The 21671-nt window shown below is 65.0% G+C and carries 21 protein-coding genes and 1 pseudogene; 17 read left to right on the top strand and 5 right to left on the bottom strand.

The window, feature by feature from the left end:
* Positions 1-200 precede the first annotated feature (200 nt).
* The 12 genes and pseudogenes from J2S71_RS10895 (at position 201) to J2S71_RS10845 (ending at position 13913) form a co-directional block, all read left to right on the top strand.
* Positions 201-1868 carry a formate--tetrahydrofolate ligase gene (locus J2S71_RS10895; RefSeq protein ID WP_021726030.1) on the top strand — a complete coding sequence of 556 codons (1668 nt, stop codon included), beginning with the start codon at positions 201-203 and terminating at the stop codon, positions 1866-1868.
* A 194-nt stretch (positions 1869-2062) separates the two neighbouring features.
* Entirely contained in the window at positions 2063-2710 is a 648-nt protein-coding gene (locus J2S71_RS10890) for a cyclodeaminase/cyclohydrolase family protein (RefSeq protein ID WP_232204460.1), read from the top strand.
* A 1-nt stretch (position 2711) separates the two neighbouring features.
* Positions 2712-3581, top strand: a complete 870-nt coding sequence (locus tag J2S71_RS10885) for a bifunctional 5,10-methylenetetrahydrofolate dehydrogenase/5,10-methenyltetrahydrofolate cyclohydrolase (RefSeq protein WP_307391794.1) — start codon at positions 2712-2714, stop codon at positions 3579-3581.
* Entirely contained in the window at positions 3578-4987 is a 1410-nt protein-coding gene (locus J2S71_RS10880) for a bifunctional folylpolyglutamate synthase/dihydrofolate synthase (protein WP_307391791.1), read from the top strand. The genes J2S71_RS10885 and J2S71_RS10880 overlap by 4 nt, the downstream gene beginning before the upstream one ends.
* Before the next feature lie 81 nt (positions 4988-5068).
* A complete protein-coding gene (locus J2S71_RS10875; protein ID WP_021726019.1) occupies positions 5069-5500 on the top strand; it encodes a zinc ribbon domain-containing protein in 432 nt (143 codons plus the stop codon).
* A gap of 395 nt (positions 5501-5895) precedes the next feature.
* A pseudogene (locus J2S71_RS12370) lies at positions 5896-5961 on the top strand (zinc-ribbon domain-containing protein); the annotation flags it as partial.
* A gap of 225 nt (positions 5962-6186) precedes the next feature.
* Positions 6187-6882 (top strand): DUF4013 domain-containing protein, encoded by a 696-nt coding sequence (locus J2S71_RS10870; protein WP_307391787.1) that lies wholly within the window; start codon positions 6187-6189, stop codon positions 6880-6882.
* A gap of 186 nt (positions 6883-7068) precedes the next feature.
* Positions 7069-8835 (top strand): threonine--tRNA ligase, encoded by a 1767-nt coding sequence (gene thrS, locus J2S71_RS10865; RefSeq protein WP_021726255.1) that lies wholly within the window; start codon positions 7069-7071, stop codon positions 8833-8835.
* 33 nt (positions 8836-8868) lie between these two features.
* Positions 8869-9618 carry a PLP-dependent transferase gene (locus tag J2S71_RS10860; protein WP_021726165.1) on the top strand — a complete coding sequence of 250 codons (750 nt, stop codon included), beginning with the start codon at positions 8869-8871 and terminating at the stop codon, positions 9616-9618.
* A gap of 292 nt (positions 9619-9910) precedes the next feature.
* A complete protein-coding gene (gene adhE, locus J2S71_RS10855; protein WP_021726082.1) occupies positions 9911-12529 on the top strand; it encodes a bifunctional acetaldehyde-CoA/alcohol dehydrogenase in 2619 nt (872 codons plus the stop codon).
* A gap of 30 nt (positions 12530-12559) precedes the next feature.
* Positions 12560-13336 carry a phosphotransferase family protein gene (locus tag J2S71_RS10850; RefSeq protein WP_021726055.1) on the top strand — a complete coding sequence of 259 codons (777 nt, stop codon included), beginning with the start codon at positions 12560-12562 and terminating at the stop codon, positions 13334-13336.
* Positions 13337-13667: 331 nt separating this feature from the next.
* The gene (locus tag J2S71_RS10845) at positions 13668-13913 is read left to right on the top strand and encodes a hypothetical protein (RefSeq protein ID WP_307391783.1); all 246 of its coding nucleotides are present in this window, start codon (positions 13668-13670) and stop codon (positions 13911-13913) included.
* Positions 13914-13953: 40 nt separating this feature from the next.
* On the opposite strand, the gene J2S71_RS10840 is transcribed toward J2S71_RS10845, so the two are convergent.
* The 5 genes from J2S71_RS10840 to J2S71_RS10820 are packed head-to-tail and all read right to left on the bottom strand — an operon-like array spanning position 13954 to position 17572.
* A complete protein-coding gene (locus J2S71_RS10840; RefSeq protein ID WP_021726073.1) occupies positions 13954-14478 on the bottom strand; it encodes a dihydrofolate reductase in 525 nt (174 codons plus the stop codon).
* A 15-nt stretch (positions 14479-14493) separates the two neighbouring features.
* The gene (thyA, locus tag J2S71_RS10835; RefSeq protein WP_040651659.1) at positions 14494-15342 is read right to left on the bottom strand and encodes a thymidylate synthase; all 849 of its coding nucleotides are present in this window, start codon (positions 15340-15342) and stop codon (positions 14494-14496) included.
* The gene (locus J2S71_RS10830; RefSeq protein WP_307391776.1) at positions 15335-15838 is read right to left on the bottom strand and encodes a hypothetical protein; all 504 of its coding nucleotides are present in this window, start codon (positions 15836-15838) and stop codon (positions 15335-15337) included. The genes thyA and J2S71_RS10830 overlap by 8 nt, the downstream gene beginning before the upstream one ends.
* Positions 15839-15869: 31 nt before the next feature.
* Positions 15870-16607 carry an acyl-[acyl-carrier-protein] thioesterase gene (locus tag J2S71_RS10825; RefSeq protein WP_021726038.1) on the bottom strand — a complete coding sequence of 246 codons (738 nt, stop codon included), beginning with the start codon at positions 16605-16607 and terminating at the stop codon, positions 15870-15872.
* A gap of 2 nt (positions 16608-16609) precedes the next feature.
* The gene (locus tag J2S71_RS10820; protein ID WP_307391771.1) at positions 16610-17572 is read right to left on the bottom strand and encodes a diacylglycerol/lipid kinase family protein; all 963 of its coding nucleotides are present in this window, start codon (positions 17570-17572) and stop codon (positions 16610-16612) included.
* Between the two features lie 58 nt (positions 17573-17630).
* Between J2S71_RS10820 and rnd the strand changes: the two genes are divergently transcribed.
* The 5 genes from rnd (at position 17631) to J2S71_RS10795 (ending at position 21644) form a co-directional block, all read left to right on the top strand.
* Positions 17631-18815 (top strand): ribonuclease D, encoded by a 1185-nt coding sequence (gene rnd / locus J2S71_RS10815; protein ID WP_307391768.1) that lies wholly within the window; start codon positions 17631-17633, stop codon positions 18813-18815.
* Between the two features lie 140 nt (positions 18816-18955).
* Positions 18956-19618 (top strand): zinc metallopeptidase, encoded by a 663-nt coding sequence (locus tag J2S71_RS10810; RefSeq protein ID WP_232204466.1) that lies wholly within the window; start codon positions 18956-18958, stop codon positions 19616-19618.
* A 1-nt stretch (position 19619) separates the two neighbouring features.
* Positions 19620-20999 carry an exodeoxyribonuclease VII large subunit gene (xseA, locus tag J2S71_RS10805; RefSeq protein ID WP_307391764.1) on the top strand — a complete coding sequence of 460 codons (1380 nt, stop codon included), beginning with the start codon at positions 19620-19622 and terminating at the stop codon, positions 20997-20999.
* On the top strand, positions 20992-21264 hold the full coding sequence (gene xseB / locus J2S71_RS10800) for an exodeoxyribonuclease VII small subunit (protein WP_021726147.1): 273 nt from the start codon (positions 20992-20994) through the stop codon (positions 21262-21264). Before xseA ends, xseB begins: the two co-directional genes overlap by 8 nt.
* Positions 21265-21275: 11 nt before the next feature.
* Positions 21276-21644 carry an HIT domain-containing protein gene (locus J2S71_RS10795; RefSeq protein WP_021726103.1) on the top strand — a complete coding sequence of 123 codons (369 nt, stop codon included), beginning with the start codon at positions 21276-21278 and terminating at the stop codon, positions 21642-21644.
* The last annotated feature ends 27 nt before the right edge of the window (positions 21645-21671 follow it).

Here is a 21671-nt window from a genome sequence, read left to right as displayed (position 1 = left end):
AGTGGAATGTTCGGGCATTGCCACGGAGCTGCGAGGTCCGGTCGGCTCCGGAGTGGCCGCTGAGATGTTCCTTCAGAATGATGCCAGCGGACGCGTGCCAAGTGAGCCACAATGGGGACCAGGTCAGTCGTCCCGTGAAACCCGGTAACCTTTGGCGCGGTTGGCCAACCGCGCCATGAAGCGAAGAGGAGAGCCCAGTCATGGTCAAGCCCGACATCGAGATTGCCCAGGAAGCCACGATGCTGCCCATCACCGAGGTGGCGAGCAAGGTGGGGCTCACGCCGGAGCAGCTCGAGCTCTACGGTAGCCACAAGGCCAAGGTCGACATCCATACGCTTGCGGACAGGCCGATGCGCGGCAAGCTCATCCTCGTGACCGCCATCAACCCCACGCCTGCGGGCGAGGGCAAGACCACCACGTCGGTGGGTCTGGCGGACGCCATGAACCTCCTGGGCCACCAAACCATGCTGGCCCTGCGCGAACCGAGTCTCGGTCCCGTCTTTGGCATCAAGGGCGGCGCGGCCGGTGGCGGCTACGCCCAGGTGGTGCCCATGGAGGACATCAACCTGCACTTCACCGGGGACTTCCACGCCATCGGCGCGGCCAACAACCTCTGCGCGGCCCTGCTCGACAACCACGTCAAGCAGGGTAACGCCTTGGGCATCGACCCGCGGCGCATCGTGTGGAGGCGCTGCGTGGACATGAACGACCGCCAGCTGCGCGACATCGTGGATGGCCTCGGCGGCGTGGCCAACGGCATGCCGCGCGAGGACGGCTTCGACATCACGGTGGCCTCCGAGGTCATGGCCGTGTTCTGTCTGGCGACGGATCTCATGGATCTCAAGTGCCGCCTTGGCCGCATGGTGGTTGCCTACACGTACGACCAGAGGCCCGTCACCGTGCACGACATCAAGGCCGAGGGTGCCATGTGCGCCCTGCTCAAGGATGCCCTCAAGCCCAACCTCGTGCAGACGCTCGAGGGCAGTCCCGCGTTCGTGCACGGCGGCCCCTTCGCCAACATCGCCCACGGCTGCAACTCCGTGGAGGCCACGACGACGGCGCTCAGGCTCGCGGACTACGTGGTCACCGAGGCTGGCTTCGGTGCGGATCTCGGTGCGGAGAAGTTCTGCGACATCAAGAGCCGCATGGCCGGCCTGCACCCGGATGCCGTGGTGCTCGTGGCCACCGTGCGTGCGCTCAAGTACAATGGAGGCGTCCCCAAGGCTGAGCTCACCACGGAGGACCTCGAGGCGCTCAGGGCGGGCATGCCCAACCTCATCCAGCACGTGGGCAACATGCGGGACGTCTTTGGCCTGCCCGTGGTGGTGGCCATCAACGCCTTCCCCACGGACACCACGGCGGAGCTCGCGCTCGTGCGCGAGGAGTGCGAGAGGGTTGGCGTCGGCGTGGCACTCTCCGAGGTGTGGGCCAAGGGCGGTGCGGGTGGCGAGGCGCTTGCGCGCGAGGTCATTCGCCTGTGTGACAAGCCGAACGACTTCCGCTTTGCCTATGACGCCGATGCCCCCCTCAAGGACAAGATCGCCGCCATTGCGACCAAGGTGTACCACGCGGATGGTGTCGACTACACGCCCATGGCGGAGCGGCAGATCAGGCAGCTCGAGGACAATGGCTTTGGCGGTCTGCCCATCTGCGTGGCCAAGACCCAATACTCGTTTTCGGACGACCAGGCCAGGCTCGGGGCGCCGCGTGGCTTCCGCATCACGGTGCGCACCGTGCGGGCGTCTGCGGGCGCCGGCTTCGTGGTGGCACTCACGGGCAGCATCATGACGATGCCAGGCCTGCCCAAGGCCCCCGCCGCCGAGAGGATCGACGTTACCGAGGACGGCGGGATCGTCGGGTTGTTCTAATTCCTTGGGCCCCGTCGTTCTCGCTGAGTCACCTCGCTTCGCCCAGAAGGGCCTCTTAGAGAGTGACGGAGCCCCATGTCGCAACATCCGGCCTGCATGTTCGTGGCGTCGATCCCCTCGGCGCACCATGGGCAGGCCATGTGCGGGGGATGGAGAAGGTCAAGGTCACTGGGATGCTGGGAGGTTGTGAGGCGTTGACAGAGGATACTCGCGAGGTCGTGCTGCCGAGGGAGAGCATGACCTACTTTGCCGATGAGCTGGCGGCGCGGAAGCCCACTCCCGGTGGCGGTGGCGCCGCTGCCTATGTGGGCGCCCTCGGCGCAGCCCTCGCCTCCATGGCGGGCCACTTCACACTGGGCAAGCCACGCTATGCGGATGTGGAGGATGACGTCCGCCGCCTGCTGGGAGAGGCGGAGGAGGTTCGTTGCGCGCTGCTCGACCTTGTCGATGACGATGCCCGCGCCTTCCAGAGGGTGACGTCGGCCCTGTCCATCCCCAGGGGGAACCCCCGTCGCGCCGGTGCGCTCGAGGCGGCCACGCGTGGTGCCTGCGAGCCACCGCTCACGATGATGGACTGTACGACGGAGGTCATCGGGATCCTCGAGGAGCTCCACCATAAGTGCTCGCGCCTGCTGCTTACGGATGTGGGCTGCGCTGCCGTGCTCTGCTCCGCATCGCTCAGGGCGGCCAGCCTCAACGTATACGTGAACACACGGTCCCTCTCCGACCGCGCGGCGGCCCGTGAGCTCGATGGGCGCTGTGACGCCTTGCTGGCGAAGTGGGTGGGCCGCGCCGACGTCCTTGCCGAGGGCATCACGGCTGACGTGAGGGGTGAGTCCTAGCATGGCCCGTCTGCTCAAGGGGGCGCCCGTCACCAGGAGGCTCATCGAGTCGCTTGTCCGTCGTGCCGCGGCGCTGCGAGATGGGGGCATCGATCCCACGCTGGCCATCGTGCGAGTGGGCGCGCGTGAGGACGACCTCGGCTATGAGCGTGCCCTTGCCAAGCGCTGCGACGCGGTGGGCATTGGGATGCACGCCGAGGTGCTGCCCGCGGACTGCTCCCAGGCCGCCCTCAAGGAGACGATCGCGCACATCAACGGGGATGCCGGCGTTCATGGCTGCCTGCTCATGAGGCCCCTTCCGCCGCAGCTCGACGAGCGTGCCGCAACGGGCCTCATCGCGCCTGGCAAGGACGCGGACGGGGCGACGGACGCATCGCTTGCCGCCGTGCTCACGGGCACGGGGGTGGGCCATGCTCCCTGCACGGCCGATGCCGTCATGGAGTTGCTGCGCTTCTACGACGTGCCGCTCGATGGCGTGCGTGCGTGCGTGGTCGGTCGCTCCCTGGTCGTTGGCAGGCCGGTGGCGCTGCTCCTGCAGGCGGCAAACGCCACCGTGACGCTCTGCCATAGCCATACGAGGGACCTGGCCACGGAGTGCCATCGTGCGGATGTCGTGGTGGTTGCCACGGGGCGCCCCGCCACGCTTGTGGCTGCGTGCGCCCGGCCCGGCCAGACCGTTGTCGACGTGGGCATCCACTGGGACGAGCGACGACAGCGCCTTGTGGGCGACGTGGACTTCGATGCCGTGGAGCCCATCGTGGGGGCCATCACGCCCGTGCCGGGTGGCGTGGGTTCGCTTACGACCGCCATCCTGGCACGCCATGTCATCGATGCGGCGGAGCGCGCGGCTGGAGGGACGATGGGCGCATGACATATCGGCTTCCCTTTGAGGTCCCCGAGCTCACCTACGGGGCAGCGCTCGAGACGCTGCATGCCGCGCTCACGTTTGGCATCCAACCGCTGCTGGAGACCGTGGTGGACATGCTTGTCGAGCTGGGTGGCCCCGACCGGTGCTTCCGTGCCGTGCAGATTGCGGGCACCAACGGCAAGACGTCGACGGCCCGCTACACGGCGGCCGTCCTTGCAGGAGAGGGGTTGCGGTGCGCCCTCTACACCTCGCCCGAGCTCGTGAGCTATACGGAACGCATCGAGATAGACGGCCATCCCGTGGGCGAGAGTGCCTTCGCCCACGGCATCGCAGCCGCTCACGAGGCTGGGCTGCGCGTGAACGCGCGGCGCAGCGCGACAGGGGAGCGGCCCTATGACGTGACGGAGTTCGACACGCTCACGGTGGCAGCTTGCGTGCTCTTTGCGGAGGCAGGCGTGGACGTGGCCGTGCTCGAGTGTGGCATGGGCGGGCGCTGGGATGCCACGAGCGCCGTGGGCTCCATCGAGTCCGTGGCTGTGACGGGCGTGGGGCTCGACCATACGCGCATCCTGGGCGACACCCTCGAGGCCATCGCGGGTGAGAAGGCCGCCATCATCAAATGGGGACGAGGCTGCGTGCTGGGCGTGGGTACGACGACACCCGCCTCGGTGGAGGACGTGTTCCTGGGGCAGTGCGCCTGCGAGGGGGTGGTGCCCACGCTGCTTCGCCCCGAGGACCCTGCGGATGCGACGGGGGAGATGCGGCCCGGTGCGCCTCGCCCGCACGCCGAGCTTCCCCATGCGAGCTACCGCGTGACGAGGCGTCCGCGTCGCTTGGGCTTTCCTGTGGAGCTCACGGTGACGACGCCGCGTACCACCTATGCGGGGCTTGCCGCCCTCAAGCCCACCTACCAGGCCGCCAACATCGCCTGTGCCGTGGCGCTTGCGGAGGGTTTCCTGGGTCGGGCACTCGACCAGGACCGCCTGTACGAGGGTGTCGTTGCCTGTCCCACGCCAGGGCGCTTCCAGCTCGTGCGCCCCGATCCGCCCCTCCTCATCGATGCCTGCCACAACCCCCAGTCGGTGGCCACGTTCCTCTCGTCGCTGGAGGAGATGGCTCCGAGCGTGCAGGAGCGTCCGGCGCTGCTCTGCGCCGTGCTCGCCGACAAGGATGCCGCGGGGATGGCGGAGCTGCTCGCACCGGCGTTCCTGCGGGTGTATGTCACGCAGACGACCTCGCCGCGCGCCCTGCCCGCCCGGGAGCTTGGCCTGCTCTTTGTGGCGCGGGGCAGGAAGCCCGTCGATGCGTTCCCGTCGGTGAGCGAGGCGCTGCGTGCCCTTTCCCACACGCCCCTCGTGGCTTGTGGCTCCATCACGCTGGCTGGTGAGGTTGCGGCGCAGCTCCGATAGATTTGCTACAATCGCAAGAGGTTATCTGTCCGTGATGTCAGGCTGCGGCGCCTGAACCGATAGCAAAGGAGCACGCGCTCTATGTCAGACCTGCTTGATCAGCTCATCACCCCTGAGGTCCGTATGGTGCTCTACCTCATGGTGGCAACGGTCGTGATGCTCTATGTGCTGTCCATCGTCTATGTCATCCGCGACGCCCAGCGTCGCGGCGCAGAGCCCTGGTGGCTCTGGGCGCTCATCTCGGTCATCCCCATTGTGGGCCTGCTTGCCTATGTCATCCTGCGCCCCAGCTCCTACCTCGTCGATCGCGAGGAGCAGGACCTGGACATCGCCCTGCGCGAGCATCAGCTCTCGCACTATGGCATCTGCCCCAAGTGCGGCGCGCCCATCGACCGCGACTTCGTGGTCTGCCCCGTCTGCAACACGCAGGTGCGCAACGTGTGCCCCACCTGCCATAGGCCCCTCAATGCGGACTGGAAGGTGTGTCCCTACTGCCGCACCCGCATCCAGTAGGGTAGGGCGTGTGGGTACGCACGTCCGGCATAAGCCGTTCCCACGCATCCCTCACCCCCACGCCCATCGTTTCCGAGCCGTCCATTCTCGCGTCCTGTGTCAGGCGCACAACGTATGCATCGCGTTGCGTGCCTTTCGGGTACGGTCTATGTGAGGGTCCATCCCTGCCATGTGGCTCGTCATTGCCTGGCGTGACGCCCTGCCAAGGTGACGGGTAGGGTGGCTGTCCCCTATGCTGTGCCATCGTTGCAGGTAGCTGCGGTAGCTGCCGCTACAGTGTGCAAGCTGGCGCCCCGCCCCGACGAATCGTAACGTGTCCTCGTCCATCTCCTGCCTGAGAGACCGTGCGTGTTAGACTGACCTGGCTTCTGGACATTGGCAGGAAGGGACACGACATGTTTTGTCCGCACTGTGGCAGGCCCGTCGCGGATGGTACCAAGTTCTGTGGCAACTGCGGTCAGCCCCTAGGCGCGAGGGAGGTCCCGACGTCTGAGGCCCAACCGGCCGCGGCTCCTGCGACTGAACCCGGGCCTGCTCCCACGGCCAGAGCTGAGCCGGAGGGCGTCCAGTCCCAGTACCAGCCGCAGCCCATGCCGATGGTGCCTCCGCAGCAGCCGGGCTGCCTCGGCAGCGCCTGGCACGACATCACCTCGTCTCCCAATTGGGTGAGGTGGGTCCTTTTGCTCATGGTCATGAAGTGTGTGCCCATCCTGGGGTTCCATGTGACGGGCTATGGGCTCGAATGGTCGGCCGACGCGGCGCGCGGCAGCGTTTCGACCCAGCTTCCCCAGGGCAACTTCAGCACGAGGACCTTCCTTACGGGCCTGTTCGCCGCCATCCTCGGCCTCCTGTTCGGCATCGCGAACGTCTGGCTGTTGGCGCTGGCAGCGATTCCCGTTCTCGGTTGGGTCATCCCCATCGCCGTCCTCGTCTTCGGCAGCGCCCTCTACACGCTCGCCTGCGTCCGCATGGCGTTGTTCGGTAGGTTCGGCCAGGCCTTCCAGCTCTCTGACCTGTTCTCGGCGTACAAGAGGGGCGTCGGCTCCCTGGTGGCCGCCGTCGTGCTACCGGTCGTCATCGTGAACGCCATCTACTTCCTGATCGTCCTGCTCTTTGGCGACGGCACCGCCGTCGGCCTGTTCCTGACGTCCCTGCGTGGTAGCACCTATGGTGCCGCTCACATGGCGTCGCCTGTCGGCACCCTCTTCGGTCTCGGCGCGCTGTTCGTCGTGCTGTGCCTCATCGGCCAGTTCCTCAACGGCTTCGCCGAGATCTGGTCCTTCCGAGCAGCCGGCATCTGGGTCAGGCGCAACGCCCCCGAGTGGGCCAGCGAGGCCCAGGGCATGGCCCGACGTCGGTGCTCGAGACCGCCATGGATGTGACCGTGCCACCATGCCCATAGTCGCGCATCGTGGCACGACCTGCCCCATTTGTCGCCTTTTTGGTGGCGAGCGGTCAAGGCGGCGAATGTTGTAGACTAGCCGTGCAGTACGAGCATGGTATGGTCGCGGCGACCTGAGCCACACGAGGCCCAGGTCGCCGCCCGTATGGGCCAAAGAGAGGTCGATATGAAAGCACTGTTCAACGATGGCCGCGTCGACGAGATCCCCGAGGACGAGGAGCTCCATGTCATCCGCCACTCCGCGGCCCACATCATGGCCCAGGCCATCAAGCGCCTGTACCCAGAGGCTGACTTCGCCTATGGCCCCGCCACGGAAGGCGGCTTCTACTACGACATCGACCTCCCCGAGGGCACCAGGATCTCCGAGGACGACCTCCCTGCCATCGAGGAGGAGATGAGGAGGATCTGCAAGGAGAACCTCAAGTTCGAGACCTACGAGCTCCCCCGCGAGAAGGCCCTCGCCCACATGCGGGAGCGTGGCGCGAAGTACAAGGTGGAGCACATCGCCGACCTTCCCGCCGATGCCCGCATCACCTTCTACAGGCAGGGCGAGTATGTCGACATGTGCGTGGGCCCCCACCTGCTCTACACCAAGGCGCTCAAGGCCTTCAGGCTCACGGGCGTCTCGGGCGCCTATTGGAGGGGCGACAAGGCCAACAAGATGCTCACGCGCGTGAGTGGCGTGGCATTCCGCAGCAAGGCCGAGATGGACGAGCACTTCAGGCTGCTCGCCGAGGCCGAGAGGCGCGACCACCGCAGGATCGGTCGCGAGATGGAGCTCTTCATGACGAGCGACGCCGGCCCGGGCTTCCCGTTCTGGCTGCCCAACGGCATGCGCGTGAAGAACGCCCTCATGCAGTACTGGCAGGAGATGCAGGACGCCTACGGCTACGAGCAGGTGCAGACCCCCATCATCCTCTCGCGCAGCCTCTGGGAGACCTCCGGCCACTGGGACCACTACAAGGACAACATGTACACGACCCGGATCGACGACGAGGACTTCGCCGTCAAGCCCATGAACTGCCCAGGCGCCTGCCTCATCTACAGGAGCCGGCCGCGCTCCTACCGTGACCTCCCGCTCAAGCTGGCGGAGGCGGGGCTGGACCACCGCCACGAGCTCAAGGGAGCGCTCCACGGCCTCTTCCGCGTGCGCGAGTTCACGCAGGACGACGCCCACCTCTTCATCACACCCGAGCAGATCACCGATCAGGTCACCGACACCGCGCACCTCATCACCACCTACTATCACCAGTTTGGCTTCCCCTACAGGGTTGAGCTCTCCACCCGTCCCGACGACTGCATGGGTTCCGACGAGGACTGGGAGCGGGCCGAGGCCGGCCTCAAGGAGGCCCTGGAGTCCATGGGCGTCGCGTACACCCTCAACCCGGGCGACGGCGCGTTCTACGGCCCCAAGATCGACTTCCACCTGCAGGACTGTCTGGGGCGCACCTGGCAGTGCGGCACCATCCAGCTGGACTTCCAGCTGCCCGAGCGCTTCGAGCTCGAGTACACCGCATCCGATGGCAGCAAGCGGCGTCCCATCATGATCCATCGCGCGGGCTTCGGTAGCTTCGAGCGCTTCTGCGGCATGCTCATCGAGCAGTACGAGGGCAAGTTCCCCACGTGGCTCTCGCCCTGCCAGGTGAAGGTGCTGCCCGTCTCCGAGAAGAGCCTTGCCTATGCCGAGGACGTGGGCAGGAGCCTGCGCGCTGCCGGTCTGCGCGTGAAGGTGGACGGGCGCAACGAGAAGATCGGCTACAAGATCCGCGAGGCACGTTCCATCGACCGTGTCCCCTACATGCTCATCCTGGGCGAGAGGGAGGTCGAGGCGGGCAACATCTCCGTGCGCGATCGCTCGGGGGAGACCGTGCAGCGCAGCCTGGACGACTTCATCGCAGACGTGACGGCGGAGGTCGCCGAACGCCGCGGCTAGGGCATCACACAGAGCGATTGAGAGGGGGCTTCCATGGGTGCGTCCGTGAGGCATGCTGGTTCGGGAGACTCCCCGCGCCCCGCTCCCGACCGGCTGTTGGCGCGGGCGCTGGGCGCACATGCCAAGGTGTGGCTCGTGCCGGCGGCGGACGTGGCCACCTGCGTCGAGATGCTGGGGCTGGATGCCGGGGATGTGGTGGCACCGCTCTCGGGCAGACCCATCGCGATGCACGACGTCCGCGCGCTGGCGCGCCAGCGCGCGGCGGCGGGCACGCCCCTTGTGGTCGACCTTACGCTCACGACGTTCTTTGGCTGTGCCGCCACCCGCCTGGGGGCTGATGTCTCCCTGGCACCCGTTGGTGAGGGGGGAGAGGCCGCATCCCTCGTCGCCGTAGGGCTCAGCCGTGACGCAGGGCAGGGTGCCCATGGCTGTGCCGGCCTTGCGGCGCGCCTCGACGCCCGGGCCACGCGGCGGTGCGCCCCCACTGCGGACACGCTCCATGCACTCGACGCGCGCCGGCGTGCGGCCGGTGATGCCGCGCAGGCGGTCGCGTCGTATCTGTGCTGCCATCCATGCGTGGGGGAGGTGCGCTACCCCGGTCTGAAGACGGACCCCAGCTTCCCCGTTGCCTCGTCCCAGCTCACGGGCGGCTTTGGCCCCCTCGTCGATTTCCGGCTGCGCAACGAGGATGGCTGGCGTCGTATCATCGCCGTACCAGAGAATGCAAAGTTCCAGGTCATGGATCTGGAACGCAAGCTTGCACGCGAGTGGGCGCATGCGTGAGGCGATGTCTCCCCACACCAGAGGTTCGCTCCCAAATCCACCGACGGAGCCGAGACTATGGCCTATAATGAAATGTGGCAGTCACTGGTCGCCTTTTCCGCGAGTGGTGCCCAAAGAGAATTGAGCGTGCGGTTCTCCTCGGCAAGCGGTCGATAACGGTGCCACGCTGCCGCACTGCCTGTTGTTCGTAGGCTCGTCTTCCCGTTTGGTGTCTGTCATGCGTGCTTCCAAGAGGGGCATATGTCAGGGACGGGGGGCGTTCGTGTCAGACGCGAGTACGTAGGGGGAGCACATGGATCAGACAGCAACCAGGATCGACAGCGTCGAGGCGCTGGCTACCCGCATTCAGGAGATGCGTGCAGCACAGGCTGAGTTTGCAACGTTCAGCCAGGAGAAGGTCGACGAGATCTTCTACCAGGCTGCTCTTGCTGCCAACAAGGCCCGTATCCCACTCGCCCAGATGGCGGTCGACGAGACCGGCATGGGCGTCATGGAGGACAAGGTCATCAAGAACCATTACGCCTCCGAGTACATCTACAACGCCTACAAGCACACCAAGACCTGTGGCGTCATCGAGGAGGACAAGGCCTACGGCTTCAAGAGGATCGCCGAGCCCCTGGGCATCATTGCGGCAGTCATCCCTACGACCAATCCCACCTCCACGGCCGTCTTCAAGACGCTCGTCTGCCTGAAGACGCGTAATGCCATCATCATCAGCCCGCATCCCCGTGCCAAGGCATGCACCATCGAGGCCGCGCGCATCGTGCGCGATGCGGCGGAGGCCGCCGGATGTCCCAAGGGCATCATCGACTGGGTGCCATCTCCCACCATCGAGCTCACGGGTGCCCTCATGGGTTCCGTGGACTGCATCCTGGCGACGGGTGGCCCTGGCATGGTGAGTGCCGCCTACAGCTCCGGCAAGCCCGCCTTGGGCGTGGGGCCGGGCAACAACCCCGCCATCATCGACAGCTCCGCCGACATTCAGCTCTCCGTCAATTCCATCATCCATTCCAAGACGTTCGACAATGGCATGATCTGTGCCACCGAACAGAACGTCATCGTCCTGGACGACGTGTACGATGCCGTGAAGGCCGAGTTCGAACGCCGTGGCTGCTACTTCCTCAAGGGCGACGAGATTGCCAAGGTCGGCAACACCGTCATCGTCAACGGTGGCGTCAACGCCAAGATGGTCGGCCAGAAGGCCCCCTACATCGCCGAAGCGGCAGGGGTTTCCGTGCCCGCCAGCACCAAGGTGCTCATTGGCGAGGTGACCTCCGTCGACCCCTCCGAGCCGTGGGCTCACGAAAAGCTCACGACCATCCTGGGCATGTATCGTGCATCCGACTTCGACGATGCTCTGGCCAAGGCCTCGCGCCTCATTGCCGACGGCGGCTATGGCCATACCAGCTCGCTCTTCATCGACACGCACGAGAGCGAGAGGATGGCCAAGCACGAGAGCGCCATGAAGACCTGCCGCATCCTCATCAACACCCCGGCAGCCCAGGGTGGCATCGGCGACATCTACAACTTCATGCTCACCCCATCGCTCACGCTGGGATGTGGCTCCTACGGCGGCAACTCCGTGAGCGGCAACGTGGGCGTCAACAACCTCCTGAACATAAAGTCCGTCGCTGAGAGGCGTGAGAACATGCTGTGGCTTCGCACCCCCGAGAAGGTCTACTTCAAGAAGGGCTGCATGCCCGTCGCGCTCCGCGAGCTCAAGGAGGTCTATGGCAAGAGGCGCGCCTTCATCGTCACGGACAAGTTCCTGTTCGAGAGCGGATTTACGCGCAAGATCGAGGAACCCCTCGACAAGATGGGCATCGTGCACTCCAGCTTCTGGAACATCTCGCCCGACCCCAAGCTGCAGGACGCGCTCGAGGGCGTCAAGCAGCTGCGCGCCTTCGCCCCTGATGTGATCATCGCCATCGGCGGTGGGTCGGCCATGGACGCCGGCAAGATCATGTGGTCCATGTACGAGAACCCCGACGAGCGCTTCGAGGACATGTCCATGGACTTCATGGACATCCGCAAGAGGGTCTACGACTTCCCCAAGATGGGCAAGAAGGCCTTCTTCGTCGCCATCCCCACCAGCTCCGGCACGGGCTCCGAGGTCACGCCGTTCGCCATCATCACCGATGCCGAGACGGGCGTGAAGTGGCCCATCACCGACTACGAGCTCATGCCCAACATGGCCATCGTGGATACCGACAACATGATGACGCAGCCCAAGGGCCTCACCTCCGCCTCCGGCGTGGACGTGCTCACGCACTGCCTTGAGGCCTACGTCTCCGTCATGGCCTCTGACATGACGGACGGCTATGCCCTGCGCGGCATGAGGCTCGTCTTCGACTATCTGCCTCGCGCGTATGACAACCCCAACGACGTCGAGGCACGCGACCACATGGCCAATGCCTCCTGCCTGGGTGGCCTTGCCTTTGCCAGTGCGTTTCTGGGCGTCAACCACTCCATGGCCCACAAGCTGGGTGCCTTCCACCACATTCCGCACGGTTGGGCCAACGCGGTCATCCTGCGGCGCATCATGCGCTACAACGCGGCCGAGCGCCCCTGCAAGATGGGCACCTTCCCGCAGTACGACCATCCCAAGACCCTGGCCCGCTATGCCGAGGCCGCGCGCTACTGTGGCGTCACGGGCACGGATGATGCCGAGGTCTTCGAGAAGTTCCTCGACAAGATCGGCGAGCTCTTCGATTACGTGGGCGTCAAGCACACCATCGCGGAGTATGGCGTGGACGAGGACTACTTCCTCAAGACGCTGGACGAGATGAGTCTCCAGGCATTCAACGATCAATGCACAGGCGCCAACCCCCGCTATCCACTTGTGAGCGAGATCAAGGAACTCTACCTTGATGCCTACTATGATCGCCCCGCAAGTTCCTACGAGGATTAACCGCTACGCTCAATTGGGAGGAAGCACAGGATGGAGCTATCAGGCAACAAGGTTGAGCTTGTCACCCGACACAACAAGGTCGTCTATCGTGATGGCGACAGAATCGTAAAGGCATTCGTTCCCACCAAGCCCGCCAGCGACGTCTTCCGCGAGGCGCTCAACCTCGCACGCGTTGCCGAGGGTGACCTTCCGGTTGAGACGCCCGAGGTCATTGAGGTGTCTCGTCTCAAGGACGGCAGCTGGGCACTTGCGACGGATTGCTTCGAGGGCACGACGCTCGCGGAGCAGCTGCTGGATGCAGGGGGTACGCCCAGGGAGGGCGAGCTGCTCGACCAGTTCGTTGACCTCCAGATCAAGGTTCAGCAAGCCCCCGTGCCCGCCGCGCTCACCCATCAGTCCGCGAAGGTCGTGCGTATGATCGGGCGCGTGGAGGGTCTCGACCCCAGTGCTCGCTACGATCTGCAGATGAGGGCCGACCGTCTGCGCTCCGGCAGGGCCATCTGTCATGGCGACTTCAATCCCTCCAATGTGGTCGTGGGGGAGCAGGGCGTCTGCGTCTGCGACTGGACGCACGTCACTATTGGCTTGCCCGAGGCGGATGCGGCCATGACCTACATCCTCTTCAAGCTCACCTTCCCTGCCCTTGCGGACGCCTATCTCGATGCGTACTCCAGGTACGCGGACATGCCCAAGCAGAAGGTTCGCTACTGGCTGCCCGTCGTGGCCGCCGCCGAGCTCTCGCGTGGCCGCAAGGGGAACGAGGAGTTCCTGCGCTCCATGGTGAGCGAGTCAAACGACTACGAGTGAGGCCGGGCATCACCCTAGCGCTATCGGGCCGGGTCCCACAGGACCCGGCCCACGCCGCGCCGGTGTCACCCTCTCATTCGAAGGGGTGGCGATACCGTCTCGTGAAGTACTCTATGCGCACAAGAGGCTTTCTCTGCCATATGCATGGGGGAGGAGACATGAACGCACGAAGCATGATGCGACGCATGGTGACCGTGGCCGGCGCCGCCGCCGTCGCTGCCGACATGACCGTGGGTTTCTACCTGTCAGAACGACCAGGAGCTCATCGAGTCTTCCACGAAGGACGTGACGCATGTAAGAACCCCACCGAGGAGAGAACCTCAGGCCCTACATGGGTAATGTCGGCCAGTCCGATCTGGATGGGATGGAGCGGCATGACATCGACCCCTACGAGTTGAGGGGTCATGTGCTCAAGCACTTCGACTATGAGATCGAGGACGTCAAGGTGGATGGTGACAAGGTGACGGTCTCGCCGTCAGTGACTAACGCCAACGTCAAGGACAAGGATGCCGCTGAGAGGCCATCAAGGAGATCGAAGAGGGGGCACGACGCGTGGCATGAGGGGGCTTCCGGCTGATGCCGGGAGCCCCCTTCTTGCTCGTGGATGTGTCTGGGCGTCATGCGCCGCGACGATAGGTGACGTACTCGAACGTGACGCCGTCATCCGTAGTGCCGCCCGAGCTGCGCCGCACGACCTCCCATGCGGCATCCTCGTCGAGGTCGGGAAAGAAGGCGTCCGCGGGGATGCACGTGTCATTTTTGGTGACCTCCACCTCACTGCAGGCCGGGAGCAGGGCGCGGTACAGGCTCTCGCCCCCTATGAGCCACACCCGGTCGGCGCCGTCGCCCGCGACGGCCGTCAAGGCGTCCTCGAAGGAAGTGCACACCTCATAGCCAGGAACGTCACCCGAGCCCGTTCGCGGGAACCCGGTGCGCTCGTAGGTGCCGTTGTGGGAGACGATGACGTTACGCCTTCCCCTGAGGGGCCCCTTGGGAAGGCCCTCGAACGTCATGCGTCCCATGAGCACGGTGCAGCCACGTGTGAGCTCCACGAAGTGATGCATGTCCGCCTTGTTGGGCACCAGCAGCCGCCCATCTCGGCCAATGCCCCAATCGTTCGTCACGGAGACGATTGCCCTCATGGTCTCTCCTCGATGCTAGATGGCGATGGGAATGTCCCTCACCTGCGGGCCGTGCTCGTAGCCCTCCACGATGAGGTCATCGGTCGTGAAGTCGTAGAAGTTCGTGACCAGGGGGTTGAGGGCCACGTGCGGAGCGGGGTGGTGCGGTCGCCGGACGAGCTCCCTGACGATGTCCACATGGCGGTCGTAGATGTGGGCGTCGGCGATCATGTGCACCAGCTCGCCGGCCACCATGTCCACGGACTGGGCCACCATCATGAGCAGGAGGGCGTACTGGCAGACGTTCCAGTTGTTGGCGGCGAGCACGTCCTGGCTGCGCTGCACGAGCAGCATGTTGAGGGTGGGCTTCTCGACCCCGGGCTCCTGCGTCACGTTGTAGATGGCATTGTAGGCGCAGGGGTAGAGGTGCATCTCGGAGAGGTCGGAGAACGTGTAGAGATTCGTCATGATGCGACGGCTATAGGGGTTCTCGCGGAGGTCCTTGAGAACGCGATCCATCTGGTCGAAGTCCCCATCGGGGTAATGGGAGACCTGACCCACCTGATAGCCGTAGGCCTTGCCGATGGAGCCCGTCTCGTCTGCCCACTCGTCCCAGATGTGGCTGTTGAGGTCGTGGATGTCGTTGGACTTTCGCTGGTAGATCCAGAGGATCTCGTCCATGGCGCTCTTGAGGGCCGTACGCCTGAGGGTGAGGGCGGGGAACTCCTCCCTCAGGTCGTAGCGGTTGCAGATGCCGAAACGCTTGATGGTGTAGGCAGGGGTTCCGTCGGGCCAGTGAGGACGGACCCTTTGCCCCTCGGTTGTGACACCATGCTCGATGATGTCCGTGCACATCCGCCCGAAGATGTCATCGGCCCTACTCAAGGAAGTCTTCCAAGGTCAGGCTGGCGTCCTGGTGCTGTCGGGAGTTGTCGCCATTGTTGGTGCCATAGGGGCTGGTGTTGCGCTTCTTGGGGGCACCGCTGTCGTCCTTGTCCCTGCTCTTGTCTCTCGTGCTGGTGCCCTTGTCACGGGTGGTGGTCGTGCTTTCGCCGTTCCTGCCGGTGGGACGGGAAGGCGTCACTTGGCTGCCGAAGGTCATGGCCAGTGCTACGACGAATACCACCAGTGCGGCTATCACGACGCCGATGATGGCGTACGCCCGCCTGTTTGAGCCGGTGCTGTTGGGTGGGACCGTGGCGGAGATGGGCTGTGTGGGCATCTGGGGCGTGCGGGGCGGCTGGTAGGCTGCCTGCTGGGGTGTCGGCTGTGGCGCCTGCGCCTGCTGGTACGGGGCCTGCTGCTGGGGTGTCGGCTGTGGCGCCTGCGCCTGCTGGTACGGGGCCTGCTGGGGCTGCTGCTGGTTGGGCGTGGGGTCCATGACGCTTCCTTTCTTTGTGGTTCCTGTCATCTTATCGCTTGTGGACGGTGTCGCGCCACCTCTCGAGATTCACGATGGCATAGGGGTTGCCCCTCTTGTCCATGAGCCCAACGGTTCTGTCGCCGGCCGTACCATAGAGGCGCGGGTGAATGGTGTCACCGAGAAGAGCCATGCTTCTGTACTGCGCGTAGATGCGGTGGGGGATGTGATACCCATCGGCATGCGCTGCGCCGTCGAGCGCCATCTGGATGTAGTTCGCATTGTTGACGTGACGATTCGTGTCAAGCAGCCGCTCCGACACCACGATGGGGGCCAGCTCGACGAAGGGACCCTCCACCTGCGCCCTGCGCCGTGTGGGCGGTAGGTCTATGCGAGGCTCGCCGGAGACGTAGGCCAATTGGCTCGGGGGCACGCGTATGGGCATGCCCTTCTGGGTATCGAACACGAACCACAACGAGTCGGCCCTTACGAGTACCGTGCCCGAGGACGAGGTGATGGTAAAGCAGCGCACGGCCTGTGAGCGCCTGAGGCCTGGGCACCATGTGCCCGTGGTGATGGTCTCACCCAGGGCCGGCAGGCCCTCGATCTCTATCTGCCAGGCGGCGACGAGCCAGCTGTAGTGGTTCCGCCTCATGTGCTCGGGTCCCAACCCCAGCTCGATGGCATGAAAGGTGGAGCAGTCCTGGAGGTAGTCGATCATCCCCCGTATGGAGAGGCTGCCCGTTTCGTCACACTCGCTGTAGCGGATCCTGCTCTCGAAGGAGTACACCGCTACCTCCCCCCGTGGACGTCGACGGTGCCACGTACGAGGCGCGCGCTGGTGTGATAGGGGCTGGCATGGTCGATGGTCAGGCGTGTTGAGGCAGGACGCACCTGTGCGGAGAAACCGTGCGTGCATCCCTCGATGACCTCGCCATCAATCTGCATCGGCATGGAGCTGTCGGACTGCACGGATATGCGTCTGCCCCTGAAGTGCTCGATGTGGGGTCGGCCGATGCTTTTGCCCGTACGGTCGAGCACGCCCGCAAAGATGGGGCGCAGGAGCCCTGCGGCCTCCGATGCCTCGAGCACGATGACGTCAAGCTTCCCATCGTCCATGCGGCAGTCCGAGACGATCTCGATCTCGCCCTGCATCATAGCGTTGTTGGCGACCATGCAGGAGATGCCGTCACGCTCGCAGACGGTGCCATCGCAGTCGATGGTGAAGTGCAGCATGGTTGGATGGAGGTTCGAGAAGGCGGCGGCGAAGTAGGCAGCCTCGCCCATACGCCGCTTGTTGGGCAGTGCCGCTCTCATGAGCTGCGCGTCAAAGCCCATGCCCGCCATGAGGGCAAAGCCCCGGGCATGATCGGAGCCACCATCCGTGTGCCAGCTCATCGTGCCCAGGTCGCCTCGGAAGCAGGTGAGCTCATGGCAGGCATGCGCCATGGCCTGCGGCTCCATGGCGTTGCCAAGGTTGGCAAAGAGCAGGTTGGCCGTGCCTGACGGGAAGATGCAGGTGGGAATGTCGCGTCCTGCGAGGACGTCCAGGGCGTTCGCGACCGTCCCGTCACCCCCTGAGAGGATCACGAGGTCAAACGAGGAGGCATCCCGCAGCGCGTGCTCGATGGCCTCCCCCTCGTCCAACACCCGCAGCACGCACTCGTCGCCCGGGCGGACAAGGAAGCGCTCGAACTCGAAGATGGCATCCGAGCCAAAGCCAGAGCGATTGTTGTGGACGATGAGGCTCCGCACACGCAGGTACCCTTCATTCGCTATGATAGTTGGCATTGCGCACACAGCGCGTGCTCCCATGATACTCCATGGCGGCCCCTGCGCCGCTCACAGACCGAATCGAGACCTCGTGTACATATCCGATCCTGTTGGACTGTCGTCATTTTGCGAGAGGGCGCGGCATCACAAGGTGTTGGCCGTCGACACGGAGTTCATCAGGGAACGGACATATTACCCCCAGCTCTGCCTCGTCCAGGTGGGGACGGGAGAGGAATGCGCCTGCATCGACCCCATCCTCCTCGATGACCTTGCCCCGCTTGCCGACCTCCTGGCTGATGACGACATCATCAAGGTGTTCCATGCGTGTACGCAGGACCTGGAAGTCATCCATACCACCCTGGGCATCGAGTGTGCGCCGGTGTTTGACACGCAGGTGGCGGCGGCCTTCCTGGGCCTGCGTCAGCAGATTGGCTACGGTGCGCTCGTCGAGTCCTACTGCAAGGTGCATCTGCCCAAGGCGGAGTCGCTGTCCGATTGGTCGCGCCGTCCACTTGATGCCGACGAGCTGCAATATGCCGAGGATGACGTGCGGTATCTGCCGCACATCCACGAGCGCATGGTAGAGGACCTCGCCCGCCGCGGGCGGCTCTCGTGGGTCGAGCCCGAGATGGCGCTCGTGACGGATGCGAGCCACTACGTCCGTGATCCTCGCAAGGCCTACACGCACCTCAAGCGTGTGAACTCGCTCACGCGCAAGCAGCTTGCCGTTGCCCGAGAGCTCTGTGCCTGGCGTGAGGAGCTTGCGGCACAGCGGGACATGCCGCGCAAGTGGGTCGTCTCCGACGAGGTCGTCGTGGAGGCCTGCAAACGCCTGCCGCACTCGCCCGAGCGCCTGCGACGCATTCGCGGTGCCGAGCAGCTCAAGGGCAGGGACGCCCAGGGCGCCCTTGCCGCCATCGAGCGCGGTGCCAAGGCACGTCCCGAGACATATCCCAAGAGGAGCCACCACGAGCGCCCCTCCCAGGAGGTGGAGGGCGTGCTCGACCTCATGTATGCCATGCTCAGGGTCGTCTCCAACAAGAGTGGCATTGCGTCACAGGTCATTGCCACCAAGGATGACCTCCTGGACTTCATGCAGGGGCGCAGTGAGGCGCGCATCCGCACGTCCGGCTGGCGCTACGAGCTGGTGGGCAGGCAGTTGGAGCGGCTTCTTGCGGGCGAGACGGGGCTCACCGTCAAGGAGGGACGCGTGGAGCTCCTCTAGCCTAGGGTCATGGTTCGTTGTTGTAGCATATGCATGGTATCTTCCCTGTATGGGTGGTCTGCGCTGCGCAGGGGGTACACATCACCCAGTATCTCTACGTCAGGAGGCCTTCCATGCATACCTCTCTCTTGTACGGAGACATGAGCTACTGGCTCATCATCATCGTCTCTCTCGTTCTGGGCGGTCTCACCCAGGCATACATCAAGCGCACGTACGCGCGCTGGTCAGCGGTTCCCGCCTCATCGGGGCAGACGGGGGCGGAGGTCGCCCGTCGCATGCTGGATGCGGAGGGCGCGTCCTTCGTGGGCATCGGCAGCGTCGCCGGCCACCTCACGGACTACTTCGACCCACGTGACAGCATGCTGCACCTCTCGCCCGAGAACAGCGGCGGCGGCTCCGTCGCGTCCGTGGCCGTTGCCTGCCATGAGGCGGGCCATGCCGTTCAGACGGCCCGTGGCTATCTGCCCGGCCGCATCCGCACGACCCTCGTGCCCGTCGTCAACTTCACCAGTAATGCCTGGGGCGTCGTTCTTCTGACGGGCATACTCCTCAACTTCCTGGGACTCATGCGCCTAGCCGTGTTCCTCTTCGCGTTCACGGTGCTCTTCCAGCTGGTCACGCTGCCGGTGGAGATTGACGCGTCCCGTCGGGCCGTCGCTTTTCTCGGCAGCAATGGTGGTGGCATCGATCAGCGGGGCGCCCGTCAGGTGCTGACCGCGGCGGCCCTCACCTATGTGGCATCGGCTCTCGTGTCCGTGATGCAGCTGCTCTACTACATGGGCCGCGTCAACAGGAGGAGCTAGCATGGCGAACGAGCGAGTCCTCAGCGTCAGCGAGGCCGTGCGCATCGCCAAGGGGGCCGTATCCGCCATCCCGACCCTTGTGGTCATCGGCGAGGTGAGTGGGTTCAGGGGACCCAACGCACGCTCGGGACACTGCTACTTTGAGGTCAAGGACGCTGAGTCATCCCTGTCGGTCATCGTGTGGCGTGGCATCTATGCAGGCTGTGGCTTCAAGCTCAAGGATGGCCTCAGGATTCAGCTGACGGGCTCGTTTGACGTCTACCAGGGATCGGGCCGTCTCTCCTTCATTGTCAAGAGCCTGTCCCAGGAAGGCGAGGGGCGTCTGCGTCAGCAGGTTGCCAAACTCGCGCGTAAGCTTGAGCGCGAGGGGCTTATGGATCTGGCACGCAAGCGCCCCATACCGCGCTTCTGCACGCGCGTGGCCGTGGTCACGTCCCTCTCGGGCAGCGTCATCGAGGATGTCAGGCGCACGCTCGCACGCAGGAACCCCCTCGTGGAGATTCTGGAGGTGGGCTGCTCCGTTCAGGGGTCCGAGGCTCCCGCAACCATCATGCGCGCGCTTGATGTGGCCGCCGCCGCGCACCCCGATTGCATCCTGCTGGTGCGTGGCGGAGGCTCCTTCGAGGATCTCATGACCTTCAACGACGAGGCACTGGCTCGTGCGGTTGCTGCCTGCCCCGTTCCGGTGGTCACAGGCATCGGTCACGAGCCCGACACCTCCATCTGTGACATGGTCTCCGACCGGCGCCAGTCCACGCCTACGGCGGCAGCGGAGTCCGTTGCGCCGGCATTCGACGAGCTGGTGAGCATCACGCAGACGCGCGCAAGTCGCCTCGCGCATGCCTTTGGACAGACGGTGGCGCTCGGGAAGGAGCGCGTGGGGGTGCTCTCGGCCGAGCTTGCCAAGGCCATGCGGGGCGGGCTTTCCTCCCGTGCCGCACGGCTTGACGCCTATGCCGCACGCCCCTGTCTGACCGACCCTGCCGCGCAGCTTCACGCGCGGGAGAGCGACCTCGCGCAGACGGCCGAGCGGCTGCAGGGTGCCATGCCCCGCATGCTGAGGCAACAGGGTGCCGCCCTTGCCCAGAGCGAACGGCACCTGCGAGCGCTTCCCGGCCGTATCCTGCGTCCCTTCGAGGCGGTGATGGCGCGCAGTGCCGGCACGCTGGAGGCGCTCTCGCCCCTCAAGGTGCTCGCTCGCGGCTATGCCATCGTGCGGGATGGGAGGGGCCGCGTGGTGTCGCATGCCGCGTCGCTCGCTAGGGGCCAGGAGGTCTTCGTCCTGTTGGGGCAGGGCTCGTTTGCGGCACAGGTGAGTGGTATCAAGACAGGGAATGCCGACGGGGACGTCAGCACGGGAGATGGGAGCCATCGTGGCTGAGACGTTTGACAGGAAGATCGAGGACATGAGCTTCAAGGAGGCGTCCGTGGAGCTCGAGCGCATCGTTCGCGAGCTGGAATCCGGAGACCTCGAGCTCGAGGACTCGCTGGCCTACTACGGCAGGGGGGTGGAGCTCCTTGCCAGCCTCCGCGCACGGCTCGCCGAGGCCGAGCAGAAGGTGCAGGTGCTTACGGGTGACGACGACGTGTCGGCTGACGTTCCCGACACCACCTCGGCGCCTGCGGCATCGTTCGTCGACGAGTAGGGAGGGTTGCCATGGCCACCAAGGACGACTGCATCTTCTGTAAGATCGCGAATCACGAAATCGAGTCTGAGTACGTGTACGAGGACGACAGGGTTACGGCCTTCAAGGATGCCCACCCCCTTGCGCCCGTGCATGTGCTCGTGGTTCCGAAGAATCACTATGAGAACATCACCGATGGCGTCCCTGCCGACCTGCTCGAGGCGCTCGTACATGGTGTTGGCGAGGTCGCGCGCATCACGGGTGTGGACAAGACGGGGTTCCGTGTGATCACCAACACCGGCAACGATGCCGGCCAGACGATCCATCACCTCCACATGCACGTCCTTGGCGGGCGGATCATGACCGATGGTGGTCCAGAGGGCGCGGGCACTGTGGAGTAAGGGTCACGGAGGGCTATCATGTCCACG

Origin of the sequence: Olsenella profusa DSM 13989, assembly GCF_030811115.1 — a bacterium.
GTDB lineage: Bacteria > Actinomycetota > Coriobacteriia > Coriobacteriales > Atopobiaceae > Olsenella_F > Olsenella_F profusa.
The sequence above is the reverse complement of the archived record's forward strand: the minus strand, read 5'-3'. Positions and strand labels throughout refer to the sequence as shown.

Coding starts and splice junctions, on each gene's coding strand:
- xseA (WP_307391764.1), top strand. CDS start 19,620: ATGGCGAACGAGCGAGTCCTCAGCGTCAGCGAGGCCGTGCGCATCGCC.
- J2S71_RS10870 (WP_307391787.1), top strand. CDS start 6,187: ATGGTCATGAAGTGTGTGCCCATCCTGGGGTTCCATGTGACGGGCTAT.
- J2S71_RS10810 (WP_232204466.1), top strand. CDS start 18,956: ATGAGCTACTGGCTCATCATCATCGTCTCTCTCGTTCTGGGCGGTCTC.
- J2S71_RS10850 (WP_021726055.1), top strand. CDS start 12,560: ATGGAGCTATCAGGCAACAAGGTTGAGCTTGTCACCCGACACAACAAG.
- J2S71_RS10840 (WP_021726073.1), bottom strand. CDS start 14,478: ATGAGGGCAATCGTCTCCGTGACGAACGATTGGGGCATTGGCCGAGAT.
- J2S71_RS10885 (WP_307391794.1), top strand. CDS start 2,712: ATGGCCCGTCTGCTCAAGGGGGCGCCCGTCACCAGGAGGCTCATCGAG.
- J2S71_RS10895 (WP_021726030.1), top strand. CDS start 201: ATGGTCAAGCCCGACATCGAGATTGCCCAGGAAGCCACGATGCTGCCC.
- J2S71_RS10860 (WP_021726165.1), top strand. CDS start 8,869: ATGGGTGCGTCCGTGAGGCATGCTGGTTCGGGAGACTCCCCGCGCCCC.
- J2S71_RS10880 (WP_307391791.1), top strand. CDS start 3,578: ATGACATATCGGCTTCCCTTTGAGGTCCCCGAGCTCACCTACGGGGCA.
- J2S71_RS10795 (WP_021726103.1), top strand. CDS start 21,276: ATGGCCACCAAGGACGACTGCATCTTCTGTAAGATCGCGAATCACGAA.
- J2S71_RS10875 (WP_021726019.1), top strand. CDS start 5,069: ATGTCAGACCTGCTTGATCAGCTCATCACCCCTGAGGTCCGTATGGTG.
- J2S71_RS10830 (WP_307391776.1), bottom strand. CDS start 15,838: ATGGACCCCACGCCCAACCAGCAGCAGCCCCAGCAGGCCCCGTACCAG.
- thrS (WP_021726255.1), top strand. CDS start 7,069: ATGAAAGCACTGTTCAACGATGGCCGCGTCGACGAGATCCCCGAGGAC.
- adhE (WP_021726082.1), top strand. CDS start 9,911: ATGGATCAGACAGCAACCAGGATCGACAGCGTCGAGGCGCTGGCTACC.
- J2S71_RS10845 (WP_307391783.1), top strand. CDS start 13,668: ATGGGTAATGTCGGCCAGTCCGATCTGGATGGGATGGAGCGGCATGAC.
- rnd (WP_307391768.1), top strand. CDS start 17,631: ATGATACTCCATGGCGGCCCCTGCGCCGCTCACAGACCGAATCGAGAC.